The 22,881-nt window shown below is 65.5% G+C and carries 22 protein-coding genes and 1 pseudogene; 14 read left to right on the top strand and 9 right to left on the bottom strand.

Annotated elements, in window-relative coordinates:
• Positions 1 to 165 precede the first annotated feature (165 nt).
• Positions 166 to 1,704: an exopolyphosphatase gene (gene ppx / locus Q8P46_10015; GenBank protein ID MDP2620495.1), complete on the top strand. Its 1,539-nt coding sequence runs from the start codon at positions 166 to 168 to the stop codon at positions 1,702 to 1,704.
• A gap of 85 nt (positions 1,705 to 1,789) precedes the next feature.
• On the opposite strand, the gene rnd is transcribed toward ppx, so the two are convergent.
• Positions 1,790 to 2,947 carry a ribonuclease D gene (rnd, locus tag Q8P46_10010; protein MDP2620494.1) on the bottom strand — a complete coding sequence of 386 codons (1,158 nt, stop codon included), beginning with the start codon at positions 2,945 to 2,947 and terminating at the stop codon, positions 1,790 to 1,792.
• 145 nt (positions 2,948 to 3,092) lie between these two features.
• Here rnd and aspS point away from each other — a divergent pair, with 145 nt between their 5' ends.
• The gene (aspS, locus tag Q8P46_10005) at positions 3,093 to 4,877 is read left to right on the top strand and encodes an aspartate--tRNA ligase (protein MDP2620493.1); all 1,785 of its coding nucleotides are present in this window, start codon (positions 3,093 to 3,095) and stop codon (positions 4,875 to 4,877) included.
• A gap of 14 nt (positions 4,878 to 4,891) precedes the next feature.
• Here the strand turns inward: aspS and Q8P46_10000 are convergent, their stop codons facing one another.
• Complete coding sequence (locus Q8P46_10000; GenBank protein ID MDP2620492.1) at positions 4,892 to 5,608, bottom strand: LrgB family protein; 717 nt, start codon at positions 5,606 to 5,608, stop codon at positions 4,892 to 4,894.
• Complete coding sequence (locus Q8P46_09995; GenBank protein ID MDP2620491.1) at positions 5,605 to 5,991, bottom strand: CidA/LrgA family protein; 387 nt, start codon at positions 5,989 to 5,991, stop codon at positions 5,605 to 5,607. Before Q8P46_09995 ends, Q8P46_10000 begins: the two co-directional genes overlap by 4 nt.
• A 433-nt stretch (positions 5,992 to 6,424) precedes the next feature.
• Here Q8P46_09995 and Q8P46_09990 point away from each other — a divergent pair, with 433 nt between their 5' ends.
• The 8 genes from Q8P46_09990 to Q8P46_09955 all read left to right on the top strand — a co-directional run bounded on the left by Q8P46_09990 (position 6,425) and on the right by Q8P46_09955 (position 14,099).
• On the top strand, positions 6,425 to 7,609 hold the full coding sequence (locus Q8P46_09990; protein ID MDP2620490.1) for an ABC transporter substrate-binding protein: 1,185 nt from the start codon (positions 6,425 to 6,427) through the stop codon (positions 7,607 to 7,609).
• 106 nt (positions 7,610 to 7,715) lie between these two features.
• Positions 7,716 to 8,627, top strand: a complete 912-nt coding sequence (locus tag Q8P46_09985; GenBank protein ID MDP2620489.1) for a branched-chain amino acid ABC transporter permease — start codon at positions 7,716 to 7,718, stop codon at positions 8,625 to 8,627.
• Positions 8,628 to 8,637: 10 nt separating this feature from the next.
• Positions 8,638 to 9,654, top strand: coding sequence for a branched-chain amino acid ABC transporter permease (locus tag Q8P46_09980; protein ID MDP2620488.1), 1,017 nt, complete (start codon positions 8,638 to 8,640; stop codon positions 9,652 to 9,654).
• Positions 9,647 to 10,399, top strand: a complete 753-nt coding sequence (locus tag Q8P46_09975; GenBank protein ID MDP2620487.1) for an ABC transporter ATP-binding protein — start codon at positions 9,647 to 9,649, stop codon at positions 10,397 to 10,399. The genes Q8P46_09980 and Q8P46_09975 overlap by 8 nt, the downstream gene beginning before the upstream one ends.
• A gap of 1 nt (position 10,400) precedes the next feature.
• Positions 10,401 to 11,102, top strand: coding sequence for an ABC transporter ATP-binding protein (locus tag Q8P46_09970; protein ID MDP2620486.1), 702 nt, complete (start codon positions 10,401 to 10,403; stop codon positions 11,100 to 11,102).
• Between the two features lie 40 nt (positions 11,103 to 11,142).
• Positions 11,143 to 12,684: a benzoate-CoA ligase family protein gene (locus tag Q8P46_09965; GenBank protein MDP2620485.1), complete on the top strand. Its 1,542-nt coding sequence runs from the start codon at positions 11,143 to 11,145 to the stop codon at positions 12,682 to 12,684.
• Positions 12,685 to 12,715: 31 nt separating this feature from the next.
• On the top strand, positions 12,716 to 13,549 hold the full coding sequence (locus tag Q8P46_09960; GenBank protein ID MDP2620484.1) for an alpha/beta hydrolase: 834 nt from the start codon (positions 12,716 to 12,718) through the stop codon (positions 13,547 to 13,549).
• Positions 13,539 to 14,099, top strand: coding sequence for a DUF309 domain-containing protein (locus Q8P46_09955; protein MDP2620483.1), 561 nt, complete (start codon positions 13,539 to 13,541; stop codon positions 14,097 to 14,099). Before Q8P46_09960 ends, Q8P46_09955 begins: the two co-directional genes overlap by 11 nt.
• A 128-nt stretch (positions 14,100 to 14,227) precedes the next feature.
• Here the strand turns inward: Q8P46_09955 and Q8P46_09950 are convergent, their stop codons facing one another.
• The 5 genes and pseudogenes from Q8P46_09950 to Q8P46_09930 form a co-directional block, all read right to left on the bottom strand.
• A complete protein-coding gene (locus Q8P46_09950) occupies positions 14,228 to 15,025 on the bottom strand; it encodes a DUF2182 domain-containing protein (protein MDP2620482.1) in 798 nt (265 codons plus the stop codon).
• 36 nt (positions 15,026 to 15,061) lie between these two features.
• Positions 15,062 to 15,664, bottom strand: a complete 603-nt coding sequence (locus tag Q8P46_09945) for a DUF1326 domain-containing protein (protein ID MDP2620481.1) — start codon at positions 15,662 to 15,664, stop codon at positions 15,062 to 15,064.
• A 260-nt stretch (positions 15,665 to 15,924) separates the two neighbouring features.
• Positions 15,925 to 16,149, bottom strand: a pseudogene (locus tag Q8P46_09940) (SsrA-binding protein).
• Between the two features lie 16 nt (positions 16,150 to 16,165).
• Positions 16,166 to 16,453 (bottom strand): HigA family addiction module antitoxin, encoded by a 288-nt coding sequence (locus tag Q8P46_09935; GenBank protein ID MDP2620480.1) that lies wholly within the window; start codon positions 16,451 to 16,453, stop codon positions 16,166 to 16,168.
• 177 nt (positions 16,454 to 16,630) lie between these two features.
• Positions 16,631 to 17,539 (bottom strand): helix-turn-helix transcriptional regulator, encoded by a 909-nt coding sequence (locus Q8P46_09930; GenBank protein ID MDP2620479.1) that lies wholly within the window; start codon positions 17,537 to 17,539, stop codon positions 16,631 to 16,633.
• Positions 17,540 to 17,692: 153 nt separating this feature from the next.
• Between Q8P46_09930 and boxC the strand changes: the two genes are divergently transcribed.
• The 4 genes from boxC (at position 17,693) to Q8P46_09910 (ending at position 22,526) form a co-directional block, all read left to right on the top strand.
• Complete coding sequence (boxC, locus tag Q8P46_09925; protein ID MDP2620478.1) at positions 17,693 to 19,345, top strand: 2,3-epoxybenzoyl-CoA dihydrolase; 1,653 nt, start codon at positions 17,693 to 17,695, stop codon at positions 19,343 to 19,345.
• Positions 19,346 to 19,348: 3 nt separating this feature from the next.
• A complete protein-coding gene (gene boxB / locus Q8P46_09920) occupies positions 19,349 to 20,788 on the top strand; it encodes a benzoyl-CoA 2,3-epoxidase subunit BoxB (GenBank protein ID MDP2620477.1) in 1,440 nt (479 codons plus the stop codon).
• 87 nt (positions 20,789 to 20,875) lie between these two features.
• A complete protein-coding gene (gene boxA / locus Q8P46_09915; GenBank protein ID MDP2620476.1) occupies positions 20,876 to 22,066 on the top strand; it encodes a benzoyl-CoA 2,3-epoxidase subunit BoxA in 1,191 nt (396 codons plus the stop codon).
• Positions 22,050 to 22,526 carry a thioesterase family protein gene (locus Q8P46_09910; protein MDP2620475.1) on the top strand — a complete coding sequence of 159 codons (477 nt, stop codon included), beginning with the start codon at positions 22,050 to 22,052 and terminating at the stop codon, positions 22,524 to 22,526. Before boxA ends, Q8P46_09910 begins: the two co-directional genes overlap by 17 nt.
• 120 nt (positions 22,527 to 22,646) lie before the next feature.
• On the opposite strand, the gene Q8P46_09905 is transcribed toward Q8P46_09910, so the two are convergent.
• The coding region (locus Q8P46_09905; GenBank protein MDP2620474.1) for a hypothetical protein at positions 22,647 to 22,881 on the bottom strand (235 nt) is incomplete at its 5' end.

Here is a 22,881-nt window from a genome sequence, read left to right as displayed (position 1 = left end):
GCTGGCAGGTTCTCGCCGACGGTAGCAGCCGGCGCATCGTCCCGGAGGAAGGCGAGGAGCGCTTCAACGCGCACCATTATTTCATGACCAATCCGAGCCTGTCGGGCCGCGGCAAGTCGCTCAAGCAGGATTTCCCGCGCCACTTCACCAGCATTGCCTCCAAGGATGGATAAACCTGTCATCGCCGTGTCTTGCGAATATGCGCAGGGGCGGCTCAACGACCGCAATCCTGTCGCCGTCATCGATATCGGCTCCAACTCCGTGCGCCTCGTCGTCTATGAGGGCGCGCGGCGCAGCCCGACGCCGATCTTCAATGAAAAGGTGCTGGCCGGCCTCGGCCGCCACGTCGCCTCCAGCGGCCTGCTCGACGAACAGGCCATGGAGCGGGCGCTCGCGGCGCTGACCCGGTTCCGCGCCCTGTCGCGGCAATTGGGGGTCGCGGATACCCGCATCGTGGCGACCGCGGCGGCGCGCGAGGCGCGCAACGGGGCCGATTTCATCAAGAAGTGCGAGGCGGCCAATGGTGGCGCCATCCGTCTGCTTTCCGGCCGCGAGGAGGCGCGCCTGACGGGGCTCGGCGTTGTCTCCGGCTTCATCCGGCCCGACGGTATCGCCGCCGATCTTGGCGGCGGCAGCCTCGAGGTCATCCGCGTCAAAGGCCAGCGGCTCACCCATGGCGCGACCTTGCCGCTCGGCGGGCTGCAGCTGGCCGACGTGACCGGCGGCAATGTCAAGAAGGCGGCGCGCATGGTCAAGGCCGCGCTGCGGAGCTGCAAGGTGCTCAAGGGCGTCGAGGGCCTGCCGATCTACGGAATCGGCGGCACCTTCCGGGCGCTCGCCAATCTGCATATGGCGCAGAAGGGCTATCCGCTGCATGTCATGCACCATTACGAGCTGTCGGGGCGCGAGGCGCTCGACTTCGCCCGCCTCGTCTCGCGCGCCAACCCCTCGGCGCTGACCGGCATCGACACCGTATCGAGGGACCGCCGGCCGCTGCTCGGCTACGGCGCGCTGATTCTCGAGCACATGGTCAAGACAACCAAGCCCAGCCGGTTCATTGTGTCGGCGCTCGGGGTTCGCGAGGGACTGCTCTACGACATGCTCGACGCCGAGGAGCGCAAGAAGGACCCGCTCTTGTCGGCCTGCGAGGAGCTTGCCCTGCTGCGCTCGCGCTCGCCCGGCCACGTGCACGAGTTGATCGCCTGGACCGACCGGCTGTTCGGCGTAGACGAGCTGTCGGAAAGCCCGGAGGAGCGCCGGCTGCGCCATGCCGCCTGCCTTCTCGCCGATATCGGCTGGCGCGCCCATCCCGACTATCGCGGCGAGCAGAGCCTCAACATCATCGCCCACGCCGCCTTTGTCGGCATCGACCATCCCGGCCGCGCCTTCATAGCGCTGGCGATCTATTATCGCCATGTCGGCCTCATCGAAGAACATCTGAGCCCGCGGATTCGCGAGATCGCGACCATGCGTCTCATCGACCGCGCGCGACTGCTGGGGACGGCGCTTCGCGTCGCCTATCTGGTCTCGGCGGCCGCTCCCGGCATCATCCCGAACACACCGCTGAAACTCAAGCGCGGCAAGCTCATCCTCACGCTGCCGGGAAAATATGCAGGCCTGAAGGGCGAACGGCTCGCCAATCGCCTTGATGCCCTCGCCCGCCTGCTCGGCCGCAAGGCGGAGATCAACACGCCTTCTTCTTAGGGGTTCGGCGGGCGCTTCCGAACTTGCGGCGAAGGCCGGTCAGGCGAACGGGTTCACGATCTTTTCGTATCAATTGCCCTGACGGTCAGCCCTTCGCCCGCTCGACGATCGCCACCCGGTCGCCTTCGATGGCGAGCGCGGTCTCGCCACGCTTGAGCTTCAGCGCCGCGGCGCCGAACAGCTCGCGCCGCCAGCCCTTCAGCGCCGGCACGTCGGCCTTGTCGTCGGCGGCGAGCAGGTGCAGCTCGTCGGCGGTGGCGACGATGCGCTGGGCGACGCCCTGTTCGTCGCAGATCATCTTGAGCAGCACCTTGAGCAGGTCGCCGATCGGCCCGACGCCGGCGCGCGGCGCCTCGCGCCGGTCGATGGCGGGCAGGCTCTTCAGGTCGCGCTTGAGGCCGCGCTTGACGGCGGCGACGAGCCCGCGCGCCATTTCCGAGCGGGCAAAGCCGCGGCTGATCATCCGCAGCTGGGCAAGCTCCTCCTCGGTCGTCGGCGCGTGGTTCGCGATCTCGTGGATTGCCTCGTCCTTGAGGATGCGGCCGCGCGGCTGGTCGCGCCGCTGGGCCTCGGCCTCGCGCCAGGCGGCGGCCTCGATCAGCACCGCCAGCTGGCGTGACTTGCGCAGCTTGACCTTCAGCCGCTTCCAGGCGTCCTCCGGTCGCTGGGCATAGGTCGCCGGCGCGGTCAGTATCTCCATCTCCTCGCGCAGCCAATCGGCGCGGCGGTTCTCGGCAAGCTTGGCGGCAAGCACCTCGTGGACGTCGAGCAGATGCGTCACGTCGGCCAACGCATAGCTGAGCTGCTTGTCGCTGAGCGGCCGTCGGCTCCAGTCGGTGAAGCGGTGGCTCTTGTCGATCTCCGCGCCGGCGGTCTTCTTGACCAGCGCCTCGTAGCTGACCGAATCGCCATAGCCGCAGACCATGGCCGCAGCCTGGGTGTCGAAGATCGGATGCGGGATGACGCCGGCGAGGTGATGGATGATCTCCAGATCCTGGCGCGCGGCGTGAAACACCTTCAGCACCTTCTCATTGGCCATCAGCTCGAAGAACGGCTTGAGGTCGAGCTTTTCGGCCAGCGGGTCGATCAACACCGTAATGCCCGAGGCGGCCATCTGGATCAGGCACAGCTTGGGCCAGAAGGTCGTCTCACGCATGAATTCGGTGTCGACCGTAACGACATCGTGGGCAGCCAGCGCGCGGACGGCGGCGGCAAGCTCCTGGGTCGAGGTGATCGGCTTCATCGCGTGGCAGCTATAGACGAAGCGGGCCGGTTTGTCGTCCCCGCGGATGGATGGGCCGGCGCCCGTTCGCCGACCTTGACAAACCGCAGCGCTCATGCGCTTTTCCGCCCGCCGACCGCGGCCGAAAATGCCAGAGAACTTTCCCATGCACCGATACCGGACCCACACCTGCGGCGCGCTGCGCGAATCGGATGTCGGCGAGGTTGTTCGGCTTTCCGGCTGGGTGCACCGGGTCCGCGACCATGGCGGTCTCCTGTTTGTCGACCTGCGCGACCACTACGGCCTGACCCAGATCGTCGCCGACCCGGATTCGCCGGCCTTCGCGGCGTTCGACAAGCTGCGCGCGGAATCGGTGATCAAGGTCGACGGCAAGGTCAAGCGGCGCACGCCGGAGACCGTCAACCCGAACCTTCCCACCGGCGAGGTCGAGGTGTTCGCCGACAAGGTGGAGGTTCTGAGCGCCGCGGCCGAGCTGCCGATGCCGGTGTTCGGCGAGCAGGAATATCCCGAGGACACGCGGCTTAAATACCGCTTCCTCGACCTGCGCCGCGAGCGGCTGCACGCCAACATCATGAAGCGCCAGGCGATCGTCTGGTCGATCCGCCACAGGATGCGAGACGCAGGCTTCTTCGAGTTCCAGACGCCGATCCTGACCGCTTCGAGCCCCGAGGGCGCGCGCGACTTCCTGGTGCCGGCCAGGCTCCACCCCGGCAAGTTCTACGCCCTGCCACAGGCGCCCCAGCAGTTCAAGCAGCTGACCATGATCGCCGGCTTCGACCGCTATTTCCAGATCGCGCCCTGCTTTCGCGACGAGGACGCGCGTGCCGACCGCTCGCCCGGCGAGTTCTATCAGCTCGATATCGAGATGAGCTTCGTCACCCAGGAAGACGTGTTCGCGGCGATCGAGCCGGTCATGCGCGGCCTGTTCGAGGAGTTCGGCGAGGGAAAGACGGTGAGCCGGAAATTCCCGCGCATCCCCTATGCCGAATCCATGGCGAAATACGGCTGCGACAAGCCCGACCTGCGCAACCCGATCGAGATGTCCGACGTCACCGACACCTTCCGCGGCTCCGGCTTCAAGGTCTTCGCCGGCCAGATCGAAGCCGACCCCAAGGCGCGGGTGTGGGCAATCCCCGCGCCGGGCGGCGGCAGCCGAGCCTTTTGCGACCGCATGAACGCCTGGGCGCAGGGCGAGGACCAACCGGGCCTCGGCTATATCTTTTTCAGGGCCGAGGGTGGCGAGCTTGAGGGCGCAGGCCCCATCGCAAAAAATATCGGGGCGGAGCGCACCGAGGCGCTGCGCGCGAAGCTTGAGCTTGGCGACGGCGACGCGGTGTTCTTCGTGTGCGGCGTGCCGGCGAAATTCGCGCCCTTCGCGTCCCTGGCGCGCACCCGCGTCGCGCCCGAGCTCAACCTCATCGACGAAAGCCGCTTCGAATTCTGCTGGATCGTCGACTATCCGATGTTCGAGTGGAACGAGGAGGAGCAGAAGGTCGACTTCTCGCACAACCCCTTCTCGATGCCGCAAGGGGGCCTGGAGGCGCTGGAAAAGCAGGACCCGCTCAGCATCCTCGCCTACCAGTACGATATCGTCTGCAACGGGGTGGAGCTGTCATCCGGCGCGATCCGCAACCACGAGCCTGAGATCATGCGCAAGGCGTTCGCCATCGCCGGCTATGACGAGCAGGTGCTGGAGACCAAGTTCGGCGGCATGCTGCGTGCGCTGCAATATGGCGCGCCGCCCCATGGCGGCATCGCGCCCGGCATCGACCGCATCGTCATGCTCCTGTGCGGCGAGGAAAATCTGCGCGAGGTGGTGATGTTTCCGATGAACCAGCGCGCCGAGGATCTCTTGATGGGCGCGCCGTCGGAAGTGACCGCCCGCCAGTTGCGCGACTTGCATATCCGCCTCGACCTCTCCGCGGATTAGCCGGGCAGCCGGCCCTAACGCACCAGCCCGACTAGCAGCGGCACCAGGATTGCCGTCAGGAAGGCGTTGAGCCCCATGGCGATGCCGGCGAAGGTGCCGGCAAGCTCGCTGACCTGGAAGGCGCGCGCCGTGCCGATGCCGTGCGAGGCGACGCCGACGGCGAAGCCGCGCGCCGCGAAGTCCCGGATTCTGAGCGCGTTCATCAGCGGCGTAACGGTCATCGCCCCGGTAACGCCGGTGAGGACGACCAGCACCGCGGTCAGCGTCGGCAGGCCGCCAAGCTGCTCGGAAATGCCCATTGCGATCGGCGCCGTCACCGATTTCGGCGCCAGAGACACCAGGGTCTCGGGCGAGGCGCCGAGCGCCCAGGCGATGGCGACCGCCGAAACGATGGCGGTCAGCGCGCCGGCGACGAGCGCCGCCAGCATCGGCAGCAGCGCGCGACGAACGGCGGCAAAGTTCGTGTACAGCGGTACCGCGAGCGCGACGGTCGCAGGCCCGAGCAGGAAATGCACGAACTGGGCGCCGTCGAAATAGGTCTTGAAGTCGGTGCCGCTCGCCAGCAAGACGGCGATGATCGCCGCGGCGGAGAAGACCACCGGATTGGCCGCCGGATGGCGCTTGAGCCTGGCCGAAAGCGCGTCGGCGGCGACATAGGCGGCGAGCGTCAGGGTCAGCCACAGAAGCGGCGTCGCGCTGAGATAGACCCATATCTGGAAGACGTCGGTCACAGCCCGGGCTCCGCCGGCGGCGTATGCTCTTGCTCCGCATCGCCGCCGATGAGCCGCGCGGTCAGGCGGAAGGCCGCCGCCGCGACGGCCATGGTCAATAACGTCGAGACGATCAGCGCCACCGCGATCGCCAGCCACTCGGCGCGGATGCGGCCTGCATGCTGGATGATGCCGACGGCGGCGGGAACGAACAGCAGCGACAGGTTCTTCAGGATGCCGCCGGCAGTGTCGGACAGCGCCGCCGGCGCGCTGCCCCTGAGCCACAAGCCTGCGAACAGCAGCACCATGCCGATGACGGGGCCGGGGACCGCGAGATCCATGAGCCGCACCAATGCCTCTCCGGCGAGCTGGCACAGAAGCAGAAAAGTGATCGCTTGCAGCATGGTTCGGCCCCCGTTGCGAGTCCACGACGGAGGGTGAGTTTAGAGCATTTTGCGTGCCGGGGGGTCATCGCGACCGGTGAAGCCGGCAAGGCCGGACGAGCCATAGGCGGATGAAATGACCGCGGTCATTCGGGCCTGCGTCAACGCGGCGCACCCGGTAGAAGCTGCGCATTTCTCGAGGCAATCGTTTACCAAATCCGGAAGTCGGACGCGCCAAGCCAAATAAAAATTCAACCACTTATATTCATTTGATATATCTCTGTGCCGCAACGCAGTCGGCGCCCGGTGCCGCGGTGCCGTGCGCTTATGCGCCCGATTTTGCCGGCGGCGCCGCAACTGAGCGACAGGCGGTGTTCCCGGACACGTCGCATGTTGCTGGCGATAGGGCGTTCGCGCTAGTGTGTCGAAAAGCCTGTAAGGGAGGACAATCCACATGTTGAGAACAATCGCAATCGGCTTGGCCGCGACGACGATGCTCGTCTCTTCGGCGCTGGCCGCGGACAAGATCAAGATCGGCTTCGTGACGACCTTGACGACGCCGGCGGGTGTCATCGGCGAAGACATGAAAAGGTCCGTGGATCTCGCCGTCGAACATATCGGCGGCAAGATGGGCAATCTCGACGTCGAGATCATCTATGAGGACGACGCGGTCAATCCGGCGACCGGCAAGCAAAAGACCGACAAGCTGGTGCAGCAGGACAATGTCGATATCGTCGCCGGCCATATCTGGTCGCACGTGCTGCTCGCCTCGAAGAAGTCGGTGCTCGATGCCGGCAAGTTCCTGATCTCGTCGAACGCTGGCCCGCACCAGCTCGCCGGCGCGGAGTGCGACAAGAACTTCTTCTCCACCTCGTGGCAGAACGACCAGACGCCGGAGGCGCTGGGCGAGGTGCTCAACAAGGCCGGCATCAAGAAGGTCTATCTGATGTCGCCCAACTATGCCGCCGGCAAGGACATGGTCTCCGGCGTCGAGCGCACCTTCAAGGGCGAGGTCGTCGGCAAGGACCTCACCAAGTGGGGCGCCGACATGCAGCTCGACTTCTCCGCCGAGCTGGCCAAGGTGAAGTCGTCGGGCGCCGAAGCGCTGTGGGTCTTCTATCCGGGCCCCGCGGGTCCCGCGATCGCCAAGCAATATGAGCAGGCCGGCCTGCAGGGCAAGGTTCCGCTCTATTCGGTCTACACCTTCGATTCGCTCTCGCTGCCGCGCCTACAGGCGGCGGGCCTCAAGGGCGTTCTCGGCTCGCGCATGACGCTGTTCTGGTCGCCCGACCTGGATAATGAGCAGAACAAGAAGTTCGTTTCCGCGTTCAAGGCCAAGTACGGCTCCTATCCCTCCCACTACGGGGCGCAGTCCTACGACACGATCTTCCTGATCAAGAGCGCGGTCGAGGCGGTCAACGGCGATCTGACCAATATGGACGGCATGCGCGCGGCGATGGAGAAGGCCGACTTCCCGTCGGTGCGCGGCAAGTTCACCTATAACAAGAACCACTTGCCGATCCAGAACTTCTACGAACGCGAGGTGGTGGTGGACGCCGACGGCAATTGGACGACCAAGATCGTCGGCACGGTCTTTGAGAACCGCGCGGATTCCTACGTCGGCGAATGCAAGATGTGAGCTATCATGGCTGAAGGGCGCTGGCGGGTTCGCGCCCGCCGGCGCCTTTTATTTGCCGCGGTGCATCCATGAACGCCGCGGCGGGGGGTAGGCAATGGATTGGGGGCTGTTCCTTATCCAGCTCCTGAACGGATTGCAGCTCGGCGTCCTTCTGTTCCTGGTGGCGTCGGGCTTGACGCTCGTATTCGGGATCATGGATTTTCTCAACCTGGCCCACGGCTCGCTCTACATGGCCGGTGCCTTCTTCTGCGCCACATTCACCGCCCTCACCGGATCTTTCTTGCTCGGCGTGGTGCTGGCCATTCCCGCGGTCGCTCTCGTCGGGCTGGCGATGGAGCTTGTCATCGCCCGCCGCCTCTATTCCCGCGGCCATCTCGACCAGGTGCTGGCGACGTTCGGTCTGATCCTGATCTTCGATACGCTTGCCCACATGATCTGGGGGGCGCAGGGCCGCTCGGTGACCCTGCCGCAGTGGCTTCGCGGCCAAGTCGTCTTCGGCGGCGATTTCGGTCTGCCCAGCTACCGTGTGCTGATCGTCGTCGTCGGCCTCGTCGTTGCCGTGCTGCTCTATTGGATCGTCAACAACACCAAGCTCGGCATGCTGATCCGCGCCGGCGCGTCGAACCGCACCATGGTCAGCGCGCTCGGCGTCGACATCCGCACTCTGTTCACCCTGGTCTTCGCCATCGGCGCGGTGTTCGCGGGCCTTGCCGGCATGATGGTAGCCCCGATCACCGAGGCGTCGATCGGCATGGGCAACGGTATCATCATCCTGGCCTTCGTGGTGATCGTGATCGGCGGCCTGGGCTCGGTCAAGGGGGCCTTCGTCGCCGCCATGCTGGTTGGCATCATCGACACGCTGGGCCGCTCCTACCTCGATGATGCGTTCAAGTTCGTCATGACCCCGCAGAACGCGGAGACCTCCGCGCCGGCGGTCGCGGCCATGCTCATCTACATCCTCATGGCGGTGATCCTGACCATCCGGCCGCAGGGCCTGTTCCCGCCCAAGGTGCGGTGAGGGGGCCGCCGTGGGAGACGCCGCGCGCCAGGAAACCAAGCCCGAAGTGGCGGCTGGCGTGCCGGGCTTTCTCGCCGCGGCGCGGGGAACCGCACGCTGGGGCGCGAAGGAATGGATGGCCGTCGCGGTGCTGCTTCTCTTCGCGGCCGTGCCGTTTTCCGGCGAGATTTTCTATGTCAGCCTGTTCACCCGGTTGATGGTGCTGGCGATCGCCGCCGTCAGCCTCAACCTGATCCTCGGCTATGGCGGCATGATTTCCCTTGGCCACGCCGCCTTCATCGGGATCGGCGCCTATTCCGTCGGCATTCCCGCCTACTACGACATCTACAATGGCTGGCTCCACCTCGCGCTCGCGGCGGTCTTTTCCGGTCTGTTCGCGCTCGTGACCGGGGCCATATCGCTGCGCACCAAGGGCGTCCATTTCATCATGATCACCATGGCCTTCTCGCAGATGGCCTTTTTCGCCGCCATCTCGATCGAGGAATATGGCGGCGACGACGGGCTGGTGATCAGTTCGCGCAGCGTGTTTGCGCCCTTTGGCGACGTGGAGAACAACGTCACCCTCTACTACGTCACGCTGGTGGCGCTCGCAGCGAGCGTGTTTATCGTCTGGCGGATCGTCAATTCGCGCTTCGGCATGGTCATCCGCGGCGCCAGGGCCAACGAGCAGCGGATGCGCACGATCGGCTACAACACCTATGTCTATCAGCTCGTCTGCTATGTCCTGGCAGGCGTCATGTGCGGCATCGCAGGCGCGTTGATGGCCAATTTTACCGACTTCATCAGCCCCGACCTGACGCACTGGTTCCGCTCCGGCGAGCTGATGTTCATGGTCATTCTCGGCGGCAGCGGCACCATCTTCGGGCCGGTCTTCGGCACCACCATCTATCTCCTGCTCGAGGAATACCTCTCCCGCCTTTGGATATTCTGGCAGTTGCCGTTCGGCATCCTGCTGATCCTGGTCGTGCTCTATGCCCGCGGTGGTCTTGCAGGCTTGCTCACCTGGAGGAGGCGCGGCGATGGCTGACATCGTCCTTGAATGCGTCGGCCTGACCAAGCATTTCGGCGGCATCGCCGCGACCGACGCCGTGTCGCTCGACGTTCGGGCCGGCGAGATCCATGCGGTGATCGGCCCCAACGGCGCCGGCAAGACGACCCTGATCTCGCAGCTTTCCGGCGAGACGGTCTCGGAGGAGGGACGGATCCGCTTTCTCGGCCAGGACATTACCCGCCTGCCGGCCCACCGGCGCTCGATTCTGGGTCTCGCGCGCTCGTTTCAGATCACCTCGATCTTTCTCGACATGCCGGTGATCACCAATGTCGCCCTGGCGGTGCAGGCCCATCGCGGCCATTCCTTCCGGTTCTGGCGGCCGGCCTCCAGCGATCCCGAGCTGACCGTTCCGGCGGAAGCCGTACTCGCCGCCACCGGCCTTGCCGGGCGCCGCGGCACGCCGGCGCGCGCGCTTTCCCACGGCGAGCAGCGCCAGCTCGAAATCGCCATGGCGCTGGCCACCGAGCCGACGCTGCTCCTGCTCGACGAACCGATGGCCGGCATGGGGCCCGAGGAGAGCGGGCGGATGGTCGAGACGCTGAAGAAGTTCAAGGGCGACAAGGCCATACTGCTGATCGAGCACGACATGGATGCGGTCTTCGCCCTCGCCGATCGCATCACTGTGCTGGTCTATGGCCGGGTCATCGCCTCGGGAAGCGTCGCGGAAATCCGCGCCAACGAGGACGTCAAGCGCGCCTATCTCGGCGAGGAGACGGCCTGACATGCTCGAGCTGCGCGAGGTCGAATCCTTCTATGGCGTCAGCCAGGTGCTGTTCAAGATGGCGCTCAAGGTCGAGCCCGGCGAGGTGGTGACGCTGGTCGGCCGTAACGGCATGGGCAAGACGACGACGCTGAAATCGATCATGGGCATCGTGCAGCCGCGCGCAGGCCACATTTTTTTCCAGGGCGAGGACATCAGCCGGCATCCCTCCTTCAAGATCGCCCAGCGCGGGCTTGCCCTGGTTCCCGAGGGCCGCCAGGTGTTCCCCAACCTGACCGCCTTCGAGAACCTCCATGCCACCGCCGCCAACCGCCGCAACCGCGCCAATCCGTGGACCCTAGAAAGGGTCTTCGCGATGTTCCCGCTTCTCGCCCAGCGGCGCTCCTCGATGGGCAACCTCCTGTCGGGCGGCGAGCAGCAGATGCTGGCCATCGGTCGCGCCCTGATGACCAATCCCGAGCTCTTGATCCTCGACGAGGCGACCGAGGGCCTGGCGCCGTTGATCCGCCACGAGATCTGGGCGTGTCTCAAGCGGCTCAAGGACGAGGGCCAGGCGATCCTCGTCGTCGACAAGAACATCGCCGATTTGTGCCGCATCGCCGACCGGCATTACATTATCGAGAAGGGCGCGGTGGTCTGGCGGGGCACGTCGAAGGAGCTGATCGCCCGGCCGGAGCTGCATGCGCGCTATCTCGGCGTATAGAGGCAGGCCGAACAAAGCGGCCGGTTTGCGAGGAGGGGAGATGAGCGAAGCGAGCTACAACGCAACCGTTGACTTTATCGACCGCCATGTGGGCGAGGGCCGCGGCGACAAGACCGCGGTCATCGACGATGCCGGTGAGTACAGCTATGCGCAGCTCGCGGAGCGGGCGAACCGCGGCGCCAATCTGGCGACCGGTCTGGGGCTCGACCGCGAGGCGCGCGTGGCGCTGTTGATGCTCGATGCGGTCGACTGGCTTGCCCTGTTCTGGGGTAGCATCAAGGCCGGAATCATCCCGGTCTGCCTGAACACGCTGCTGACCACCGAGCAGTACCGCTATATCCTCCAAGACTGCCGCGCCAAGGCGCTGTTCGTCTCCGCCGCCCTGCTGCCCAAGGTCGAGCCGATCCTCGATGAGTTGCCGGCGCTGGAGCATATCGTCGTCCACGGCGGCGATGCCGGCGGCCACCTCGCCCTCGACGCGCTGATGGGCGACGCCGCGGCCGACTTCGAAGCCGTCGCCACCGACCCCGACGAGACCGCCTTCTGGCTCTATTCCTCGGGCTCCACCGGCATGCCCAAGGGGACCATGCACCGCCAGACCAGCATGCGCTACACCGCCGACACCTACGGCACCCAGGTGCTCGGCATCCGCACCGGCGATACCGTTTTTTCCGCCGCCAAGCTGTTCTTCGCTTACGGCCTCGGCAACTCCATGACCTTTCCCTTGAGCGTCGGCGCGACCCTCGTGCTGATGGCCGAGCGGCCGACGCCGGCTGCCGTCATGAATGTGCTCAAGCGCACCAACCCGACCATCTTCTTCGGCGTGCCGACGCTCTATGCCGCGATGCTGGCCGATCCCGCCTGCTCGCGGGAAAACGGATCGAACAGGCTTAGGCTCTGCGTCTCCGCCGGCGAGGCGCTGCCCGAGGAAGTGGGAAAACGTTGGCGCGAGCGCTTCGGCGTCGACATCCTCGACGGCGTCGGCTCGACCGAGTTGCTGCACATCTTCCTGTCGAACCGCCCCGATGACGTCAATTACGGCACCTCCGGAGTGGCCGTGCCGGGTTACGGGGTGCGACTCGTCGACGAGGAGGGCAACGACGTTCCCGAGGGCGAGATCGGCGAGCTCATCGTCGAGGGCGAATCGGCGGCCAGCGGCTATTGGAACCAGCGCGAGAAGTCGCGCACCACCTTCGCCGGCCGCTGGACCTGGACCGGCGACAAATATTTCCAGGACGACAAGGGCTATTACCACATCTGCGGCCGCTCCGACGACATGTTCAAGGTTTCCGGCATCTGGGTCTCGCCCTACGAAGTGGAGGCCGCGCTGATCGGCCATGAGGCGGTGGTCGAGGCCGCAGTCATTCCGCGCGCGGACGAGGAAGGCCTCTTGAAACCGATGGCCTTTGTCATTTTCAAGGAGGGCGTGAAGCCCGACAAGACGCTGTTTGACGAACTCAAGGAGCAGGTCAAGGCCAAGGCCGGCCCGTGGAAATATCCGCGCTGGATCGAGGCCTGCACGGAGCTGCCGAAGACCGCGACCGGCAAGATCCAGCGCTTCAAGCTGCGCCAGGACGGTTGAAACGCTTAACCGCGGGATCGGTTCGTTGCATATGCAGATATCAGGCGTCTGCCTCGAATATGCTTGGGTCGGGCCAAAGCCCGGCACGGGGCAGGGCAGGGGCGCGCGCGGGGGGTCTCAGGCGCGGCCGACCCTGGTCTTCCTGCACGAGGGGCTGGGCTGCGTTTCCATGTGGCGCGATTTTCCCGAACGCCTGAGCGAAGCGACCGGCTGTGGCGCGCTCGTCTTCAGCCGCCGGGGCTACGGCAATTCCGATCCGGTGCCGTTGCCGCGGCCGCTCACCTACATGCATGACGAGGCGTTTACCGTGCTCGGCCCGGTGCTCGACCGTTTCGCCATCGAGCGGGCCATTCTCGTCGGCCATTCCGACGGCGCCTCGATCGCGGCGATCTATGCCGGCGGCGTCGAGGACCACCGGGTGCGCGGGCTGGTGCTGATGGCGCCGCACTTCATCGTCGAGGATATCTGCGTCAAGTCGATCGCAGAGGCCAAGACCGCCTACGAGACCACCGATCTGCGCGACAGGCTCGCCCGCCATCATGGCGACAATGTCGATTGCGCCTTCCGGGGCTGGAACCGGGTCTGGCTCGAGGCCGATTTCCGCAAATGGGACATCAGGGAGTATCTCGCCTATATCCGCGTGCCGATGCTGATCATCCAGGGCGAGACCGACGAATACGGCACCGCGCGCCAGATCGATATCGCGCGCGAGGAGTGTTCTTCGCCGGTCGAGGCGGTGCTGCTCGCCGACTGCGGCCACGCGCCGTTCCGCGACCAGCCGGAGGCGACGCTCGCGGCCGCACGCGACTTCATCTTGAGCCTGATCGCCATCGAGACAGGGGAGCGGGAGGGCGTTGCCGGATAACGCTGCTAACCCGCGCGTAAAACCCTGGCCGCGCCCGAGGGGGATCCCGCGCTATTCCCGCCTGCCGCTGCCGCCCTACCGCTTCATCCCAAAACTTGCGCCGCACCCGATCCGCGAGCCCGAGGGCCACAGCCATGCCCGCGCAGACGAGCCCGACCCCGGCGAGGCCGGGTTTCGCCACGGCGTCGATCTTTACAATCGCGGCTGCTGGTGGGAGGCGCACGAGGCCTGGGAAGCGGTGTGGCTGGCGGCGGAAAAGGGCAGCGCCCGCAAGGCGGCGCTCCAGGGGCTGATCCAGGTCGCCAACGCGCATCTGAAGCTGGAGCAGTCCCGCGCCCGCGCCGTCACGCGCCTGCGCGGGAAGTGTAATGCGCTGTTCACCGCCGCCGCCGGGCTTGCACCGGGTGCGCTCGGCTTCGACCTTGACGGGTGGCGGCGCGCGGTCGATGCCTATTTCGACAGGGCGCTCGCCCTTAATCCGCCTCGGCATGTGCGCGCGCGCTATCCGTTTATTGTCCTCTGGACTCTCCATTCCGGACCCCTCCGGTAGGCCGGCTGCACGGGAAATCTGTGCCAAGAAGGGACGTTCCGACGACCGCCCTGTCGCTGGGAGTTCGTGCCAATCGGTCATGCGGGTTCACCAGCGTCGTCCGCTGCGCCAATCCCGCTCCGCAGCCGTCAATGCATCGGCAAATACGCGCCCCACCCGATCAAAACGACGCCCGCAACGCGGCCGAGCCAATGGCCGAGCGGAATGATCTTCTCCAGCAGTACGAAAACCGCAAGGCCGACGATCCAATACAGGTTCATCACGCCGCCGAAGAACAGCAGCGCCATCAAGAACCAGCAGCACCCGAGACAATATGCGCCGTGCTCCAATCCCATCAGCAACGCGCCCAAGCGGCCCGCGCGCCAGTTGCCGATCAGAAAGCCGAGCGGCGAGCGGCAATGGCGCAGGCACATGGTCTTCAACGGCGTCAGTTGCCATAAGCCTGCTCCCACGAGGATGGCGGCGCCGAGCCATACGTTGGCGGTCTGCAGCATCGGGGACATCAATCGGGCCGTCTCCAACGTCCACTGCAACCCCGCGGCCACGACGCTAAAGCCGCCCCAGGCGATCAGATAGCCGGTAGCGAACGCACCGCTCGGCATCAGCGGGGAGCCGGCCGCCTTCTCCTTGCGATTCACGCGGGCGAACAGCAGCAGTATTGGCGCGGCGTTGGGCAGCATCATCGCCACCATCATCACCCACCACATGGAGACTATCAGCAACGCGTACGCCGGGGTCCACACCGCCGGCTGCATCATCCAGCCGTCCATGCCGGCCATCCGCGTCATCTCGATGGCGCTCATGTCCATGCCGGCGCCCAGGATCAACCACAGCGAGGCGAGGGCCGACACGACAAGCATTCCGGCGACCAACACCAACCGGTCACGCCGGATCATCGCTTCAAGCAACGCCGTAGAGGAGGCCATGCCCGAGACTCCACAGTCGCATCGAGCGTACGAGCCTCAGGCGCTCCAGTCGAAGCTGTGAAGTGTTCCGGAGTCCCCGTCCCAGCTGCGCATGTCAGGATCAGCCCAGCGGCTGCCTTTTGCGCTGGCGACCTGCATGCCGTCGATCTGCAGGGCGGCATGCGCCACGGCGCCCGAGACGCGCGTTGGTTTTCCGGTGCCGTCCTGTAGCGCTTTCAACTTCGCATTGGCGACGGCTCCGACGGTAAGCGACGACGTATCGCCCCACTGGATATCGACATTGGTCACCTGCGCAGGCCGCCAACTGGATATCACGCCGCCGAAAACCGCCTGGAACATGCCGCCTTTCTTACCGCTGAAAATCGCCTCCAGCTCAGTGTGCTGTTGCTTCGTAGCACGCGCGTCCAAGTAGAGCCGTCCCGTGCCGTTGCCGTGGAAGAAGTTGCCCGGCCAGTCCGCAGCCAAAGCGACGCGTGTGCCGCTCAGGTCCACGCCGTCAGATTGGCCCTTCTCGATTTCAAAGCCGAAAGCGGCCGAGCACCATTCCTGGTCCGGCTCTCCCTCTGGACCTAACCAGCACGGGCACATCATCTTGCAACTACAAAGCTCAGTGCTCTTACCAGAAATATGCCAAGCCATTTGTTCCTCCCATCTAACTTTAATCCGAAACGACCCAGAGACTAGTCGCTCGGCTCCTTGACCACAAGGCGAGCAAGGACAGCGGCGCGTTGGCCCTCGATGCCGGCTTCGGGTCAAACAGTTCTCGTCCGAGCATCGACAGCGGTGCGTCCGGTCTACACCCGCAAGCAGAAAGGAAGCAGGCGGAGCTGTTGGGTCTCCCCGGATCCAAAGTCCGGTCGACCCAACCGTCGCGGCACCGGAACGACTAACCGGGCCCCTCACCCCTTCTCCCGCATCAGCCGCGCCTTCTCGCGGTCCCAGTCGCGCCGCTTCGTCGCCTCGCGCTTGTCGTGCAGCTTCTTGCCCTGGGCGAGCGCGAGCTTGAGCTTCGCTATGCCGCGCTCGTTGAAGTAGAGCTCGAGCGGGACGAGCGTCATGCCCTGGCGCTCGACCGCCACCTTGAGCTTGTTGATCTCCTTTTTATGCAGCAGCAGCCGGTTTTCCGTCGAGTGAGTGCGGTCACGCCGCGTCTGCGGGCGTCACCCGCCAGGCGATTTCCGCACCCTTGTCGCGCTCGACCTGGGCGATGTCGTACTGGCTCCGCGGGGTAAGCCAGAATTGCGGTCCGTTGCCGAAATAGCGTCCGAGTCGGACCGCCGTGTCGGCGGTGATCGCGCGGCGTCCGTTCAGAATGTCGGTGATGCGGCCGGAGGGAACACCGAGGTCGAGCGCCAGCCGGTTGGCGCTAAGCCGGCGCGCCTGAAGCTCCCGCCGCAGCAAACGGCCGGGATGTGCAATTGGGGTCATCTTCTATCCCCAGTGATAATCGACGATCTCCACGTTATAGGCTTCCTGGCCCGGGCTTCTACCGCCGGGCAAGCGTCGGGCAATCCAGTAGCCGCCGGGTTCAAGATGTGGCTCGGAGGATACTGGGTGCCCCGGTCGAGCCGGGGCACGACAGGTGGTAGCATTCGCGCGGGGTCCCTACCGCCGCGTGAGTGTGGGGCGGCAGACGGCGTTCAGCTCCGCGAAGACCTCGTCGATGCCATGCCCGGCGGTGTCGACCACATGGTCGGCCTGGGAATAGTAGGGCTCGCGCTCCTTGAGGATCAGCCGCAGCTCGTCCATCGCCTGGGTGTTGCCGGCCATCGGCCTGAGGTCGCCCTGGTCCATGACCCGCTGCATATGGTCTTCCGGCGCGGCCTTCAGCCACACCACGCGATAGGCCTGCATCAAGAGGTTGAAGGTGTCGGTCTCCAGCACCAGCCCGCCGCCGGCCTCGAGCACGGCCAGCGGATGCGCGGCGACGATCCGCTCCAGCGCCTGGCGTTCGAGCCGGCGATAGGCGTCGGGCCCCATCATCTCCAGAAGCTCGCCGGTCGCCATGCCGGCAAGCTCCTGGATGGTGTCGGTCAGGCGGACGAAGGGGACGCCGTTGGCCTCCGCCAGCATCGCGCCGAGCGTCGACTTGCCGGCGCCGCGCAAGCCGATGAGCGCGATGCCGCGCACCCCGTTCCTCTCCGCCTCGGTCTCGCGCAACAGCCTGCGGTAAAGCGCAGCCTGCTGACTTGGGCTTAGCCGCGACAACAGTTCGACCAGCGGCGGGCTGACCCGCGCCGCGCCGTCCCCGACTGGCAGGAACGTCGAGAGCGGCTCGCCGAGGGTCTCCGCGATGCGCATCAGCAGGCCGAGGGTGACGTTGGCGCGGCCTTTTTCCACCTCGCCCAGATAGCGCTCGGAAACCTCCGTGCGCCGGGAAAATTCGCGCCGCGTCATGCCGCGCCTGGTGCGTTGCAGGCGCACCTGGCGGGCGACCGCCAGCATGACCGCGCGGCCATTGTCCGGTGCGCCGGCCTCCGATTCCGCCTGTCTGGTCTCCAAATCTCTCTCCATGAAGCCTATATTCCGAACTGGGGGCGGGTGGCCAAACATGAGACCCGCGGCAATTTCGGAATTATAATACCTCTAAACTGTTGCTTCGCGCAAGTTTGTGCATTATACAGCCTTCGACGGCGCCGCCAGACGGCCAACGCAAAGGGAGGTCACGTGCGCATCGATTTTCAAACCAGCCCCGAAAAATACCGTCACTGGAGGCTTTCCTTCGACGGTCCGGTGGCGACGCTGACCATGGATGTCGACGAGAAGGGCGGGCTCAGACCGGATTATGACCTGAAGCTCAATTCCTACGACCTCGGCGTCGACATCGAGCTCAACGACGCCGTCCAGCGGCTCAGATTCGAGCATCCGGAGGTCAAGGTGGTGATCCTGCGCTCCGGCAAGGAGCGGGTGTTCTGCGCCGGCGCCAACATCCGCATGCTGTCGAGCTCGACCCACGCCCACAAGGTCAATTTCTGCAAGTTCACCAACGAGACGCGCAATGCCATGGAGGCGGCGAGCGCCGATTCGGGGCAATTTTACATCTGCGCCGTCAACGGCACCGCAGCAGGCGGCGGCTACGAGCTGGCGCTGGCGACCGACTATATCGTCATGGTCGACGACAATTCGGCCGCCGTTTCGCTACCCGAGGTGCCGCTGCTGGCGGTTCTGCCCGGCACCGGCGGGCTCACCCGCGTCACCGACAAGCGCAAGGTGCGCCGCGACCGCGCCGACATTTTCTGCACGCTGGAAGAGGGCATCAAGGGCAAGCGTGCCGTCGACTGGCGGCTAATCGACGAGGCGGTCAAGGTGACCGCGCTCGACGAGCGCCTCGGCGATCTGGCCAAGGAATTCGCCCAAAAATCCGACCGGCCCGACGACGAGAAGGGCGTCTCGCTGACGCCGCTTTCCCGCGAGTTCGGCGACGATTTCGTTCGCTATCCCCACGTCGCGGTCGACATCGACCGCGCGCTCGGCGTCGCCACCTTCACCCTCAAGGCGCCGGAGGCCGACGCGCCGAAGGGGGTCAAGGAAATCGCCGCTGAGGGCGACAAGTTCTGGCCGCTGGCGCTGACCCGCGAGCTCGATGACGCGATCCTGCACATGCGCCTCAACGAGCTGCCGATCGGCGTCTGGATCATCAAGAGCGAGGGATCGCCGCAGCGCGTCGTCAGCTATGACGAGGCGATGCGCGCCAACAAGGACCATTGGCTGGTGCGCGAGATCCTCGGCTACTGGAAGCGCACCATGAAGCGCCTCGACGTCACCTCGCGCACCTTGATCACGCTGGCCGAGCCCGGCAGCTGCTTTGCCGGCTTCCTCGCCGAGCCGACGTTCGCATCTGACCGCAGCTTCATGTTCATCGGCTCGGCAGAAGGCGACAACCGCCCCGAGGCCAGGCTGATCCTGACCGAATCGAATTTCGGCCCCTTCCCGATGGGCAACGGCCTGTCGCGGCTCGAAACCCGCTTCCTCGGCGAGCCGCAAAGCATCCAGGCGGCGCACAAGCATGTGGGCGAGGAGATCGACGGAAAGGCGGCCGACGAGATGGGCCTCGTCACCGAGTCCTACGACGACATCGACTGGGACGACGAGGTGCGCATCATGATCGAGGAGCGGGCGAGCTTCTCGCCCGACGGGCTCACGGGCCTGGAGGCCAATCTGCGCTTCCCCGGGCCCGAGACCATGGAGACCAAGATCTTCGGCCGGCTGACCGCCTGGCAGAACTGGATCTTCCAGCGCCCCAACGCCGCGGGACCCGAGGGCGCGCTGAAAAAGTACGGCACCGGCGTCCGGCCGGATTACGACAAGGAGCGGGTGTAAGCCATGAACATCAATGTCAATTATGACGACCTGATCCCCAACAATGTCGGTCTTTCCGACGACTTGAAGCTGAAGCGGGCGCTGGAGAAGTGGCACCCCGGCTATATCGACTGGTGGATGGACATGGGGCCGGAAGGATTCCAGACCGCCGACGTCTATCTGCGCACCGCCGTCAGCGTCGACCCCAAGGGCTGGGCCAAGTTCGACTATGTGAAGATGCCGAAATATCGCTGGGGCATCCTGCTCGCGCCGCAAGTCGAGGACCGCAAGGTACCGTTCGGCGAGCATAGGGGCGAACCGGCCTGGCAGGAGGTGCCGGGCGAGTACCGCGCCATGCTGCGCCGCCTCGTGGTTATCCAAGGCGACACGGAGCCGGCCTCCGTCGAGCAGCAACGCTTTCTCGGCGCGAACGCGCCCTCGCTCTACGACATGCGCAACCTGTTCCAGGTCAATGTCGAGGAGGGCCGGCACCTTTGGGCCATGGTCTATCTGCTGCAGCGCTATTTCGGCCGCGATGGCCGCGAGGAGGCCGAGGCGCTCTTGGCGCGGCGCTCCGGCGACGCCGACAATCCGCGCATGCTCGGCGCCTTCAACGAGAAGACGCCGGACTGGCTTTCCTTCTTCATGTTCACCTTCTTCACCGACCGCGACGGCAAGATGCAGTTGGAAGCCTTGGCCCAGTCGGGCTTCGATCCGCTCTCGCGCACCTGCCGCTTCATGCTGACCGAAGAGGCGCACCACATGTTCGTCGGCGAGACCGGCGTCGGGCGCGCCATCGAGCGCACCTGCCAGGCGATGACCGAGGCCGGCATCGACGACCCGACCGACATCGAGCGCGTGCGGGCACTCGGCGTCATCGACCTGCCGACCATCCAGAAGAAGCTCAACCTGCACTATTCGCTCTCCCTCGACCTGTTCGGCTCGGAGGTCTCGACCAACGCGGCCAATGCCTTCAATTCCGGGCTCAAGGGCCGCTTCCAGGAAGTCAAGATCGACGACGACCACATGCTGCGCGACGGCACCTATCCGGTGCTGGAGATGCAGAACGGCGGCTTTGCGACCGTCGAGGAGCCGGCGCTGGCGGCGCTCAACGCCAGGCTGCGCGACGACTACACCGCCGACTGCCAGAAGGGTGTCACCCGCTGGAACAAGGTCATCGAGCGGGGCAATGTCGATTTCGAGCTGAAGCTGCCTCATCCCGCCTTCCACCGCTATATCGGCGCGTTCGCGGATATCGAGGCGACGGCGACCGGCGAACTGCTCGACAAGGAGACCTGGGAAAAGCGCAAGGGCGAGTGGCTGCCCGATACGCCCGACATGGACTTCATCTACGATCTGATGAAGCCGGAACTCGCGCCCGGCAAGTTCGCGTCCTGGATCGCGCCGCCCAAGGTCGGCATCGACAACAAGCCCGGCGACTTCGAGTATGTGAAGCTCGCCTGACGCCTGCCGCGACATGAATTGGCGGGTGGGGCAGGGCGCTTCACCCGCTATTCTTATGCGCGGCGCGGCAAGCCGAGATCGAGATCCATGAGCCTGATCCGCCAGCACCTGATCGACCCGGAGATCTGCATCCGCTGCAACACCTGCGAGGAGACCTGCCCGGTCGACGCGGTCACCCACAATGACGACAATTACGTGGTCGACGCGACAAAGTGCGAATATTGCCTCGACTGCATCGCGCCGTGCCCGACCGGCGCCATCGACAATTGGCGGGTGGTGGCCGAGCCCTATTCGCTGGAAGCGCAGTTCTCCTGGGACGAACTGCCGGAAGGGCAGGAGACCGAAGAGGCGGCATTGCCGGCCGACGGCGGCGAGGCACTCGAGGACGAGGCGGTAGCCCTCATCAAGGTCGCCCACCAGGGCGAGGGCGGCAAGGCCCACGCGCCGGCTTCCGCCGCCAAGCCGCAGGTCAACCTCTATACCGCCGACAATCCGGCGATCGCCAAGGTCATGGGCAATTACCGCATCACCGCGCCCGACGCCGACAATGACGTGCGCCACGTGGTGCTCGACTTCGGCGGCACCGCCTTTCCGGTGCTGGAGGGCCAGTCCATCGGCGTCATCCCGGAAGGCACCGACGAAAAAGGCCGGGCGCACCGGATGCGGCTCTATTCGGTGTCGAGCGCCAGGGACGGCGAGCGGCCGAACCACAATAACGTCGCGCTTACCGTCAAGCGCGAGAAGGTGGGCGTCGCCTCCAACTATATCTGCGACCTGAAGAAGGGCGACGAGGTCAGGATCACCGGCCCCTACGGCTCGACCTTCCTGCTGCCCAACGACCCGCAAGCCAACATCATCATGATCTGCACCGGCACGGGCTCGGCCCCGTTTCGCGCCTTTACCGAGCGCCGCCGCCGCGCCATGGCGAACGCGCCCGGCAAGCTGATGCTGTTCTTCGGCGCCCGCCGGCCCGATGAGCTGCCCTATTTCGGGCCCTTGAAGAAGGTGCCCAAGGACGTGCTCGACCAGGAACTCGTCTTCTCGCGCCTGCGGGACCGGCCGAAGGAATATGTCCAGGACCGGCTGCGCACCCGCGGCGAGGACATCGCCGCCCTATTACGCGGCGACAACACCCATATCTTTGTCTGCGGCCTCAAGGGCATGGAGACGGGCGTCGCCGAAGCGCTCGCCGACATCTGCCGCGCGCAGGGGCTTGACTGGAGCGCGGTGCATGCCGCCATGCTGGAAACGGGACGGTTCCATGTTGAAACATACTGACAAGCCGGCAAGGACCGGCGGCGGCGGCAAGGGCGCGGCCGTACCCTTCGTCTATCGGCGCGCCATCACCTGGGGCGACACCGACCCCGGCGATATCGTCTTCACCGGGAAGTTTCTGGAATACGCGGTCGACGCGACGGAGGCCTGGGTGAAGCACACCTTCGGCCTCAACTGGTACGAGCTGAAGCACGATTTCGGCCTCGGCACCCCCTACCGCTTCGCCAATCTCGACTTCAAGGCGCCGCTGACGCCACGCGACACGCTGGAGGTCGAGGTCCGTGTGACCCATGTCGGCACCACCTCCATTCGCCTCGACCTTCAAGGCTACGGCGTCTCGGCCGAGCGTCGCCGGCTCGCCTTCACCTGCGACGAGATGCTCGTCTTCGTCGACGTCAAGTCCATCAAGAAAACGCCGATCCCGGAAGATTTTCGCGCCAAGCTCGCGGCGGCCCGGGGCTAGAGCGGTGGGCAAAGAGGGGCGATCCCATCCGCAGGACCGCCCCAGTTCCACAACGTCGAAGGGAGGAAACGCACTACTCACGCCCGCAACGCAGCGCGGGCGCCGAGGAAAGCGCAGAATTCAGAGCAATGTTTGCCCAGATTCAAGCCCCCTCAATTCGATCCTTAACATGATTCTCACCCGCTTCCGATAAATCCCTTTGCGCTTGAAATAATTGTCCGAGCGCAGTTGCAACTTTGTCACGCTCAGTCTTGCCGGCCGCCCGGCCCGGTAACTTTTTTTGCGTCCCTGTCGTGGCTTCGCCCCTCCCCGCCTGGTTTTCTTACGTCGCGCCGCGCCTGCCCGGATGAACCGA

This window comes from Hyphomicrobiales bacterium, assembly GCA_030688605.1.
Taxonomy (GTDB): Bacteria; Pseudomonadota; Alphaproteobacteria; order Rhizobiales; family NORP267; genus JAUYJB01.
Note: the sequence above shows the minus strand (reverse complement) of the source record. Positions and strands in the feature narration are given on the sequence as shown.